The sequence below is a fragment of the Mycobacterium sp. NGS45 genome, from assembly GCF_059812645.1.
The window spans coordinates 205,141-215,857 of sequence record NZ_JCALDB010000005.1 but is presented as its reverse complement, the minus strand read 5'-3'; the positions used below and the strand labels follow the sequence as shown (position 1 = coordinate 215,857).

At 69.9% G+C, this 10,717-nt stretch carries 10 protein-coding genes and 1 pseudogene; 2 read left to right on the top strand and 9 right to left on the bottom strand.

What is annotated here, in order from left to right; all coding sequences use genetic code 11:
- Both AC5Y3P_RS07145 and AC5Y3P_RS07140 read right to left on the bottom strand, forming a co-directional pair.
- Positions 1-219, bottom strand: a pseudogene (locus AC5Y3P_RS07145) (hypothetical protein); the annotation flags it as partial.
- A 151-nt stretch (positions 220-370) separates the two neighbouring features.
- The gene (locus AC5Y3P_RS07140; protein WP_500045180.1) at positions 371-1,252 is read right to left on the bottom strand and encodes an RDD family protein; all 882 of its coding nucleotides are present in this window, start codon (positions 1,250-1,252) and stop codon (positions 371-373) included.
- Positions 1,253-1,278: 26 nt separating this feature from the next.
- On the opposite strand from AC5Y3P_RS07140, the gene AC5Y3P_RS07135 reads away from it, so the two are divergent.
- Positions 1,279-2,271 carry a stage II sporulation protein M gene (locus tag AC5Y3P_RS07135; protein ID WP_500045179.1) on the top strand — a complete coding sequence of 331 codons (993 nt, stop codon included), beginning with the start codon at positions 1,279-1,281 and terminating at the stop codon, positions 2,269-2,271.
- An 8-nt stretch (positions 2,272-2,279) separates the two neighbouring features.
- Here the strand turns inward: AC5Y3P_RS07135 and AC5Y3P_RS07130 are convergent, their stop codons facing one another.
- The 5 genes from AC5Y3P_RS07130 to AC5Y3P_RS07110 all read right to left on the bottom strand — a co-directional run bounded on the left by AC5Y3P_RS07130 (position 2,280) and on the right by AC5Y3P_RS07110 (position 7,379).
- Entirely contained in the window at positions 2,280-3,602 is a 1,323-nt protein-coding gene (locus AC5Y3P_RS07130) for a DUF58 domain-containing protein (protein ID WP_500045178.1), read from the bottom strand.
- On the bottom strand, positions 3,602-4,522 hold the full coding sequence (locus tag AC5Y3P_RS07125; RefSeq protein ID WP_500045195.1) for an AAA family ATPase: 921 nt from the start codon (positions 4,520-4,522) through the stop codon (positions 3,602-3,604). The genes AC5Y3P_RS07130 and AC5Y3P_RS07125 overlap by 1 nt, the downstream gene beginning before the upstream one ends.
- A 62-nt stretch (positions 4,523-4,584) precedes the next feature.
- Positions 4,585-5,742, bottom strand: coding sequence for a DUF4350 domain-containing protein (locus AC5Y3P_RS07120; protein ID WP_500045177.1), 1,158 nt, complete (start codon positions 5,740-5,742; stop codon positions 4,585-4,587).
- Positions 5,739-6,392, bottom strand: coding sequence for a DUF4129 domain-containing protein (locus AC5Y3P_RS07115; RefSeq protein WP_500045194.1), 654 nt, complete (start codon positions 6,390-6,392; stop codon positions 5,739-5,741). Before AC5Y3P_RS07115 ends, AC5Y3P_RS07120 begins: the two co-directional genes overlap by 4 nt.
- A gap of 12 nt (positions 6,393-6,404) precedes the next feature.
- Positions 6,405-7,379, bottom strand: a complete 975-nt coding sequence (locus AC5Y3P_RS07110) for a DUF7847 domain-containing protein (protein WP_500045176.1) — start codon at positions 7,377-7,379, stop codon at positions 6,405-6,407.
- Between the two features lie 144 nt (positions 7,380-7,523).
- Here AC5Y3P_RS07110 and AC5Y3P_RS07105 point away from each other — a divergent pair, with 144 nt between their 5' ends.
- Positions 7,524-7,988, top strand: coding sequence for a GatB/YqeY domain-containing protein (locus tag AC5Y3P_RS07105; RefSeq protein WP_500045175.1), 465 nt, complete (start codon positions 7,524-7,526; stop codon positions 7,986-7,988).
- 9 nt (positions 7,989-7,997) lie between these two features.
- On the opposite strand, the gene AC5Y3P_RS07100 is transcribed toward AC5Y3P_RS07105, so the two are convergent.
- Positions 7,998-8,789 (bottom strand): acyl-CoA thioesterase, encoded by a 792-nt coding sequence (locus AC5Y3P_RS07100; protein WP_500045174.1) that lies wholly within the window; start codon positions 8,787-8,789, stop codon positions 7,998-8,000.
- Positions 8,790-9,086: 297 nt separating this feature from the next.
- The gene (locus AC5Y3P_RS07095) at positions 9,087-10,703 is read right to left on the bottom strand and encodes a protein kinase domain-containing protein (protein ID WP_500045173.1); all 1,617 of its coding nucleotides are present in this window, start codon (positions 10,701-10,703) and stop codon (positions 9,087-9,089) included.
- Positions 10,704-10,717: the final 14 nt, after the last annotated feature.

Below are 10,717 nucleotides of genomic sequence, written 5' to 3'. Positions count from 1 at the left end.
GGCTCCGAGCTCCATGGCGGGGATGCCGGCCAAAAAACCCAGCCGTGGCGGGCCGAACCCGCCGGCCGGATTGCCCGGTCCACCGCGCCGACGGTGGCCGTGGTCGCCGCGGTCATGCGGGGGCCGGTGCTCGCGCGGGCCACAGTCGGGCCCGAATCCGAAACCGAAGCCCGAACCGCGGGAAAAGGGGCCGGGGGGTGGGGGACAGAAGTCGTTCATGGGTTTCTCCTCGATAGGCGATGTATGGGGCGGTGTGAACACGCCCCGATACGTTGACGATATATCGGAAACTATCGAGACGCAACGAATTCTTGCGATTTCGGTGCGCTAAGGGGCGCTCAGCGCCCCTGCGCGCACCGAAATCACAAGATCAGGCGGGTGGGGTGAATCCGGTGTTGAGCTGCGGGTTTGCCGGGGCGGGCGGGGTCGACGCCCAGGTCGACGGCGGCGTCGGGCTCGGGCTCTGCGAGCCGAGTTGGCGGTGCAGGCGCGCGAGTTCGCGACGGTGTCGTTCGGCCAGCACGGCGGCCAGCACCAACTGCGGTGGCGCCCCGGGCGGCGGTGGCGGCGAGATGCGCGTGGCCACCTCGCGGTAGATCCGGGCGGCCAGCTGATCGCGCACCGCCGGACGCATTTGACTGGCCCGGGACAAGAACTGGCGCGAGATCTCGGCCAGGTCCGGAGTCAGTGCCGACAGTTGCAGCGAACTCGCCCACCAGGCCAGTGTCGGCGGCATGGTCGGGGGTGGTGCCAGCCGCGGACCGCGCTCACTGATCACGATCGTGCCCGCGAACACGTCACCGATCCGCTTGCCGCGCGGCGAGATCAGGCTGCACAGCACCGCGGGGGAACCGGACAACGTCCAGATCTCGATCACCGAGGCCAACGCCCGAAACAAGGCCTGGCGGAACCGCTCCGGGCTGCCGTCGTCGGAGACCACCCGCAGACCCATCGCCATCTTGCCCAGAGTTCTTCCCCGCGTGGCGGTTTCGAAGATCATCGGATAGCCGACCAGCACCAGCACGGAGAAGATGATCAGCACCGCGGCCGAGAACGCCGGATCGAACTGCGTCAGCGTGAGCGCCCACAGCAGAATCCCGATGATGTAGGCGATCATCATCACCAGGATGTCGATCAGCGCTGACACCGCGCGCACCGGCAGTTGCGCGATGTGCACGTCGAGCACCACCGCATCACCGGTGACCACCGCGCCGGGTGCGGTGGGCTGCAGGGAGAGCGACGGGCTGACCACGCCTCGACGCTACTAGAATGCCCGGGGTGGATCTCGACGCGTTCGTGCTGGCTCATCGGCCGACCTGGGAGCGCCTCGAATCCCTGGTCAAGCGGCGCAACCAACTGTCCGGCGCCGAAGTCGACGAACTGGTGGAGCTCTATCAACGGGTCTCTACGCATCTGTCGATGCTGCGGTCGGTGTCCTCCGACGCGGTTCTGACCGGACGGCTCTCGGCCCTGGTGGCGCGGGCCCGCTCGGCGGTCACCAGCGCGCACGCCCCGCTGTGGCGGGAGTTCGCCCGGTTCTGGACGGTGTCCTTCCCGGTCGTGGCGTATCAGGCCTGGCGCTGGTGGCTGGGCTCGGCGGTGGCGTTCCTGGTGGTCGCCATCGCGATCGGCGCGTGGATCGCGCACAGCCCGGACGTGCAGGCCGCGATCGCAACCCCCAGCGAGATCGAGCAACTGGTCAACCACGACTTCGCGTCGTACTACAGCGAGAACCCGGCCGCCTCGTTCGCGCTGCGGGTCTGGATCAACAACTCCTGGGTGGCCGCGCAATGCATCGCCTTCGCGGTGCTGCTCGGCCTGCCGATCCCTTACATCCTGTTCCAGAACGCCGCCAACGTCGGGATCTCCGGCGGCTTCATGTTCGCCGCCGGCAAGGGCGACATCTTCCTGGGCCTGCTCACCCCGCACGGCCTGCTGGAGCTCACCGCGGTGTTCCTGGCCGCCGCGGTCGGCATGCGGCTGGGCTGGTCGGTGATTTCCCCCGGGGATCGGCCACGCAGTCAGGTGCTGGCCGAGCGCGGCCGCGCCGTGGTGGCGGTGGCGATCGGGCTGGTGGTCGTGCTGCTGCTCTCCGGTTTGATCGAGGCGTTGGTCACCCCGTCGCCGCTGCCCACCTGGATGCGGATCGCGATCGGGGTGGCCGCCGAGGTCGCGTTCCTGTACTACATAGTGCATTTCGGTCGCCGCGCAGCGGCCGCCGACGAGACCGGCGACGTCGAGGACGCGCCGGATTTCGTGCCGACCTCCTGAGGCCCGGCTCAGAGCCGGCCGGCCGCCTTCATCGCCAGGTACCGGTCGGCCAGCGCCGGCGCCAACTCCTCGGGTAGCGCGTCGACCACCTCGACCCCGGCGCGACGCAGCCGGGCGGCGATCGCCGCCCGGTCGTTGCGGGCGCGTTCGGCAGCGGCGGCGTCATACACCGCGGCCGCATCGCTGCGGCCGGCGGCCAGTCCGTCGATCCGCGGGTCGGCGACCGCGGCCAGGATCACCTGATGCTTGCCGGTCAGCGCGGGCAGCACCGGCAGCAGCCCTTCCTCGAGTGCGGAGGCGTTCAGGTCGGTCAGCAGCACCACCAGCGCGCGGCGGCGGGTGCGTCGGTGCACCGCGGCGATGGTGGCCGCGGCGTCGGATTCGATCAGCGCGGGCTGCAGCGGTGCCATTGCCTGCACCAGGTGCGCCAGCAACTCGGTGCGCGACGCGCCGAACACCGCGGCCCGGGTGCTGCGGTCGTGGGCCAGGAAATCGACGTGGTCGCCGGCGCGCGCGGCCAATGCGGCCAGCAGCAGCGCGGCGTCCAGCGCCCAGTCCAGCCGGGGCCAACCGCTGGGGTCGGCCGAGGTCGGGTCGATGCCGACCCGCCCGGCCGAGGTGCGCCCGGTGTCGACCACGATCACCACCCGGCGGTCGCGCTCGGGCCGCCAGGTCCGCACGACGACGTCGGCGCGCCGCGCGGTGGCGCGCCAGTCGATCGAGCGGACGTCGTCGCCCACCACGTACTCGCGCAGCGAGTCGAACTCGGTGCCCTGGCCGCGGATCAAAACCGGCACCAGACCGTCGAGTTCACGCAGTTTGGCCAGCCGGGACGGCAGATGCTTGCGGGACAGGAACGGCGGCAACACCCGAACCGTCCAGGGTGCCGGTTGCGAACCCTGCCGGCCCGCGAGGCCGAGCGGGCCGAGGGCGCGGACCGTGACCACCGCCGCCTCCTGATCCCCTCGGCGATTGGGCCGCAACCGGGTGGTCAGCGAAACAGGTTGGCTCGCACCGATGTTCACCGGGTGGAACCGAGGTGTGGCGCGCGCGCTGGGCGGCCAGGCATCGCGGCACCGGCCGCGCATCCGGCGCCGGCCGCTGTTGTGCGCGTGCAGCGTCACCTGCGCCTCCTGACCGAGCCGGATCGAGCTGTCACCCGAGCGGGTCAGCTGCAGCGCGCGCGGGCTGGCCGCCAACGCCACGTCGACCGCGATCAGTGCGATCAGCACCACCAGCACCAGCACGAAAGCCGTTGCCGGGCCCGGGGACAACGCGATCGGCAGCAGGCCCACCAGGGCCAGCAGCGCGGCGCGGGCGGTGAGTACCACTAGCGCGGGACCGGGACAGCCGACAGGATTCCGTCCAGCACGCCGTCCGGGGTGGCGCCTTCGAGTTCGGCTTCCGCACGCAGCGCGATGCGATGCCGCAGCGTCGGCCGGACCATCGCCTTGACGTCGTCGGGTGTGACGTAGTTGCGGCCGGACAGCCAGGCCCAGGACCGCGCGGTGCCCAGCAGTGCGGTGGCGCCGCGCGGTGAGACGCCCAACTGCAGCGACGGCGAAACCCGGGTGGCCCCGGCGATGTCGACGATGTAGCCGAGTACCTCGTCGGCCACCAACACCTGCCGCACGGCTTCTCGACCGGCCCGTAGATCGGCCACGCCGGCCACCGGCTGGATCATCGACAGGTCGCGGGGATCGAAACCGTGTGCGTGCCGGCTCAGGATGGCGACCTCTTGGTCACGCGGCGGCAGTGGCACCGTGAGCTTCAACAGGAACCGGTCCAGCTGCGCTTCGGGTAGCTGATACGTGCCTTCGTACTCGATCGGGTTCTGGGTGGCCGCGACGATGAACGGGTCTGGCAGTGCGCGGCTTTCGCCGTCCACGCTGACCTGACGTTCCTCCATGGCTTCCAGCAGCGCGGCCTGCGTCTTGGGTGGGGTGCGGTTGATCTCGTCGGCCAGCATCAAGTTGGTGAACACCGGCCCCTCCCGGAACACGAACGCCGCGGTGCGGGCGTCGTACACCAGCGAGCCGGTGACGTCACCGGGCATCAGATCGGGGGTGAACTGGACCCGTTTGAAGTCCAGTTGCAGTGCGGCGGCCAGTGCCCGCACCAGCAGCGTCTTGGCCACGCCGGGAACGCCTTCGAGCAGTACGTGGCCGCGGCACAGCAGGGCGATGACCAGGCCGCTGACGACGGCGTCCTGACCGACCACGGCCTTGCCGATCTCGGCGCGCAGATTCATCAGCGCGGTGCGGGCCCGGTCCGCGTCGGCGGTCGGATTGGCAGAGGTTTGCGGGGGCTGCGTCACGGGTGGGTGACCTGCCTTTCGATGTCGTCGAGTGCGTGGGCGAGTTGAACCAGGTCGTCGTCGGTTGCCGGAGCGGGTCCGAACAGGATGTGCTGCACGATGTTTGGGTCCGGTGCACCCCGGTGCCGGGCCGCGACCACGGCCACCACGGTGGCCGGCGCAGCCCCCGCGCCCAGACCCAGCCGGGGCAGTAGTCGGTGCAGTGCGGCAGCGCGCAGCGCCTCCGCGGCGCGGTCCCGGGCCCGTCGGGACCGGTACAACCGGCCCCGGCCCTCAACCGTCTCCGAAGCCCGCACCACCACCGGAAGTCGTTCTGCCACCAGCGGACCCAGCCGCCGACCCTGCCAGATCGCGAGCAGTACCACCACCAGGCACAGCTGCGCGACCAGCCAACCGACCTGCGGCGGCAGCAGATCGGTCGGGCTGGCGCCGCCGTCGCGCGCGGCCTCGGCGCGCTGCGGCGCGTACCAGACCAGGCGGGGCTGGGCGCCGGCCAGGTTCATCGCCAGCGCGGCGTTGCCCTCATGCAGCAGGGTCGAGTTGGTCAGGAACGACGAGGTACTCACCACCGTGATGGTGCGGTCGTCGGTGCGGTAGCGCACCAGTGCACCGTCGTAGCAACTCTGCAGTCCCGCCGCATCGGACTCGTAGGTGCCGGTCAGCCGGAACTGCACCCGGCCGGCTCGATTCGCTTCGGGCAGCGCACAATCGGGTTCGCCGCCGAAAGTGCCGGCCGTGCCGGAACTGAGTTCGGGGGCCAGTGCGTCGAGGGTGCGCGCGGCGGGCGCGATGATCAACCGGTCGCCGGGAGCCTGCGCCAAGGCGGCCAGCGCGTCCTCATCGAACAGGTGAAAGGTTTGGCCGATCACCAACAGGGAGTCGGCGTCGGCCAGCTGCAACGCCTGCTCGGCGGTGTGCGCAATCGCGACGTCGACGCCTTGATCGCGCAGCAGCGCCAGCAGGGCGTGGGCGCCGTCGGCCGCGGTCGATTCGGGGTCCAGCAGGCCACCGTCGCGGGGCGCGGTCAGCCACGCCGTCACCCCGCCGACCACACCGATCAACAACAGTGCCAAGGCAATCCAGCGCCACCTCACGCCGCGCCGGGCACGCTGCCGCGAGCCGGCGGTACCGGTGGCCGTCGCCGTCGACGTCATCGCAGCTCCGCCCAGTCCGGTCCGGCCGAAACCGGTGCGCCGACGGTGGTCGGCGTCGGCGCCGACGTCTGGAGCCGATCGTCGAGTGCGACGATCGCGGCGTACCCGGATTCGGTGCCGGGCCGCTCGCCGTAGGTCACGTCGTTGAAGATGGTTGCCGCAGACTGGAATTGGCCGGTTAGCGGGGGCAGCGCCGCGCCGCCGGCCCGGGCCAACTCGGTGGCGGTGCGTCCCGGCACCGCGGCCAGCACCCCGGTCTGCTCGAGCTGTCGAGCGACCGCGCGCAGCCGGTGCCGGATCGCGGCCGACCAGTCACCGGTGCCGGCGCTGGCGACGGCGGCAGCACGATGGTCGGCGGCGCTGAGCTCATGGTGGCCCAGTGCACCGATCGCGGCACCCCGCTCGGTACGCATCGCGTGGCGGGCCAGCCGCACCGCGAGCACGACCGCCGCACCCACCAGCAGTGTCAGCACCAGGATGGTCAGCAGCCCGCCGGGAATCTCGGCCGCGGTGACGGCGACGCGGTCCAGCAGGTTCTGGAACCACTCCTGGATCTGCTGGCTGATCGACCCGCGCGGGTAGATCGGCTTGGCCAACTCGCGCTGGGCAGCGTCGTGGGCGGTGTCGCGGTCGACGTCGACGAAGGGCACGGCCATCGCTCCTCAGCGCCCGATCAACCACAGGTCGTCGGGGGAGGTCACGGCGGCAGCGGCATCGGGGTCGGTGAGCAGGAACAGGTCGAAGGCCTCGGCCCGCATCCGTCGGTCGGTGTACAACAAGACGATCACCGCGGCGCCGAACGGCACCGTGATGATCTGGCCGATCACCCCACCGATGCTGGCCAGCGCGGCGCCGACCAGGATCGCCGCGGTGGAGCCGCCACCGACGTTCATCGCCAACGTCCCGCCGATGAGGAACGGAAACGCCACAGCCGTGCCCACCAGGGTGATCACCAGCCAGGTCACCAGCCGGAACCCGAGCAGTCGCCAGAAGTCGCCGCGCACCAGGGCGAACGACCGGGTGATGGCACCGAGCACCCCGCGGCGTTCCAGCACCACCGCGACCGAGGCGAACATCACCTGAACCCAGAGCCAGACCAGTCCGAGGATCAGCGGCAGTCCGAGCAGCAACGCGACCACACCCGCCGCCACCGGGCCGGCGACCGCGTCGGCGACCGCGACCAGCAGGCCGGTGGCGAGCAGGAACAGCAGCACTCCGCCGGCCAGTAGCAGGCCCACACCCAGTAAGGCCGGAATCCGGGGGCGCGCCGCCGACCAGGCCTCGGCGATCGAGGTGCCGACACCGAAGACCGCGCGGGCGATCACGATGGTCAGCAGCCCGGCCAGCACCAGCGTGGTCAGCGCGTCGATCGCGGCGCCCAGCAGCACCGAACCGAAGTAGGCCACCGGGAATTCGGTGTCCCCGCGCAGCGCGGCCAGTTCACCGAGCCCGGACAGCAGCCCGACCTGCAGCAGCAGCGAGATGGTCTGCGCGATCAACACCACCGCGGTGGTCAGTCCGAGGGTGGCCCACGGGTTGGCCCGGATCGCCGCGACCGCGCCGTTGAACACGTCGCCGAGCGTCAACGGACGCAGACTGATGATTCCCGGCTGGAGGCGCTGGGTGGGCGTGCTCACCGGCCGGGCCTCCTGTCGTCGCACCTACACAACCATCGTTGCCGACCAGTGTGGCAAATGACGCCGAGCCGGCCCGCACCAACCGGCCCGGCAGCCCGCCAATCGGCTACCGTCGCGCAGCCCGGCCGCGTAGCGTCGGTCGCTATGGCTGAGCTCAAGGAACGTTTGCGCGCGGATCTGACCGAGGCGATGAAGGCCCGCGACAAACTGCGCACCGCGACCCTGCGGATGGTGCTGGCGGCGGTCCAGTCCGAGGAGGTCGCCGGGACCTCGGCGCGCGAGCTCTCCGACGACGAGGTGCTCAAGGTATTGGCGCGGGAGTCCAAGAAGCGCGGTGAGGCCGCGCAGATCTACGTCACCAACGGGCGCGGTGAGCTGGCCGCCAACGAGCGCGCCGAGGCTCGGGTGATCGACGACTACCTCCCGACCCCGCTGTCCGACGACGAGTTGGCCAACGTGGTCAACACCGCGATCGCACAGGTGGCCGAGCAGATCGGGGAGCGTCCCAACCGCCGGCACATGGGTCAGGTGATGAAGGTGGCCACCGCGATCGCCGCCGGTAAGGCCGACGGCGCCCGGATCTCCGGGTTCGTCAAGGACCGGCTGTAGCAGCCGGACTCACAGCCGCCACAGCGCTTCCTGGGAGGTGCTGGCGATCAATCGGCCTGCGGTGTCGTAGAGCGAGCCGGCCACCAGGCCGCGGGAGTCGCTGTTGTTGCGGTTGCGCACGTCGTAGCAATGCCACTGGTGCGGGTCGAACGGCCGGTGGAACCACACCGAGTGGTCCAGGCTGGCAGCGAAGCCGGCATCCGGGGTGAGTGGCACCCCGGGCGGGCAGGCGATCGGTACCGGACCGAAGTCGGACATGAACGCCAACGTGCAGGCCCGGATCAGCGGGTCGTCTTCGATCGGGGTGCGGGTCCGGATCCAAAACGGTGGGACGGCGAACACCGAGTCGTCGTCGGGCATGGCCCGCAACTCGAACCGGTCGGCGAACTCGATGCTCGGCTCCTTGACCACCGACTCCGCGAGTCCGGCCAGGTCCGGCGCCGATGGGTGCGTGTCGGCACCCGTCTCCGGCAGGTGAAAACTGGCGATCATTTCCAAGATGACCTGGCCGTGCTGGGTTGCGGTGACGCGTCGGGTGTCGAAGGACCTGCCGTCGCGGGTGCGTTCGACGGCGTAGTGCACATCGGTGCTGTAGACCCCGCCGCGCACGAAGTACAGGTGCAGTGACTGTGCATGCTTTGCGCGGTCGACGGTGGCGCCGGCCGTCCACAGGGCCTGCGCGGCGATCAGGCCGCCGAACAGGCGTTCTCCGGGCCCGGAGCGCGGCTGCGGCATGGTGAACACGTCGCCGTCGCGCTCATATTGCAGCAGTTGGGCAATCCAGCTGGGGTGGGTGTTCATCGTGTGCCGACCCTAGCGGCCGGCCGGTGGCCGTCCAAAGTTGGCATTCAGGCCAAACTCAGGTTCTTCTTATCTTTGTCTGTCAAGCTTCCGGTACGACCTTCCCCCGGGTCGGTTTCGAACGCCTCGGCCTTGCTGCCATTCCCCCCCTTGCGGCAAGCCGGGGCGCTCGTCTTTTCTCTCCGCGGTGGTCGTTGCCACAGGTAGAACGGGTCGGTCTCGGCGATCCAGATCCGACCGCCGGCGCATGTCAGGAGAGCCGGTAGCGGAAGCCGGAAAGCCTGGGTCCAGGAACGGTCACTTCGGTTCGACGACGAACGTGGTGGGGCGGAACGGTCCGGCACCGCAAGGATTGGCCTGATCCAGCAGGATGGCGCCATCGCTGCCGTCGAGATTGAAGACGTAGCGCGTGTTTGCGTCGTGTTCGGAGCCGTCAGCGTCGCATCGGACATAGCCGGGGATCATCCGACGCATCTCGTACTGGGTACCGACCACGCGGGCTTCGCCCAGCGTGCCGTAGGTGGTGTCGGTGATCGTGATGCAGTCGGTTCCGCAGGTATCCACGCGCCAGGTGTACTCCGCGGATTGCCCGTTCGTTCCCCATGATTCGGTGACGCGGTAGAGCCCGGGCGTCAGTCCGCGCTGCTGGGTTTCGGTGGTGGTGGGCGGATCCTCCGAGACGTCGGTGGTGGAGGCGTCGGTGGTGGTGCCGTTCTGTGCCGTGGTTTCCGGGTCCTTTTGGCTGAACACGAACACCAGCACCCCGATCAACGCCAAGGCTGCGATGGCACCGATGATCGAGAGAATCAACACCGGCGAGCCGGACCGCTGCGGACCGGCGGTCGGCATGGCCAGGGGCGCGGGCGGGGAGGTGGGAATCGGTGCGGACTGCCAGGCATGCCCGTCCCAGTAGCGGTTGCCTGGTTGACCGCCGGGGTCCGGGTACCAGCCGGGCGCCATCCCGGGGGTCGACGCCAGCGGTCCACTGGTGGGTCCTCTGAGCGCCGTCGGGCCGGTCGGCGGGTAGTTCTGCACGGGCGCCGACACCTGCTGGGTGGCGGCCGTCGAACGATGTTCGACGGGATGGGCCAGCGCCTTGGCGAATTCGGTGCAGGTCGCGTAGCGCTGCGCCGGTTCCTTGGCCAGCCCCTTGGCCAGAACGTGGTCGAGTTCGGCGAGATCGGGCCGAACGCTCGACAGCCGCGGCGGCGGCGCGCTCAGATGCCGACCGATCACCACTGCCGGATTGGAATCCTGAAACGGCGGCGCGCCGCTGAGCAGTTGGTAGGCCATCGCCGCCAACGCGTACTGGTCCGCGCGACCATCCAGCGGTGCGCCGGTCAGCTGCTCAGGGGCCGCGAAGTCGACGGTGCCCAATGTCATGTTGGTCGAGGTCAACCCGGACTTGTCATCCAGGGTGCGAGCAATCCCGAAGTCGGTCAGCATGATTCGACGCTCGCTCGGATCATCGATTGAGGTGAGCATGATGTTGGCCGGTTTGACGTCGCGGTGCAGCAGGCCGCGCTTGTGCGCGTAGTCCAGCGCGGAGGCCACCGCCGTGACGGTCGCGGTCACCAGATCCAACGGCATGCCGCTGGGAAACCGGCGGCGCAGCAGGCTGGCGGCGTCCTCGCCGTCGACGTAGTCCATCGAAATCCAGAGTTGCCCGTCGTGCTCGCCGCGGTCGAGCACGCCGACTACGTGCGGATGCCATAGGTTCGAGGCCAGATCGGCTTCTCGCAGGAAACGCTTGCGGAATGCCGGGTCCGCCGAAATGTCGGCGCGCAGCAGTTTCAGCGCTACCTGGCGAGGCAGCCGTGGGTGCTGAGCCAGGTACACCTCGCCCATGCCGCCAACTCCGAGTTGCCGCACGACGGTGTATCCCGCAAATGATTGGCCCGCCCCCAACGACATGTTCGGATCGTACC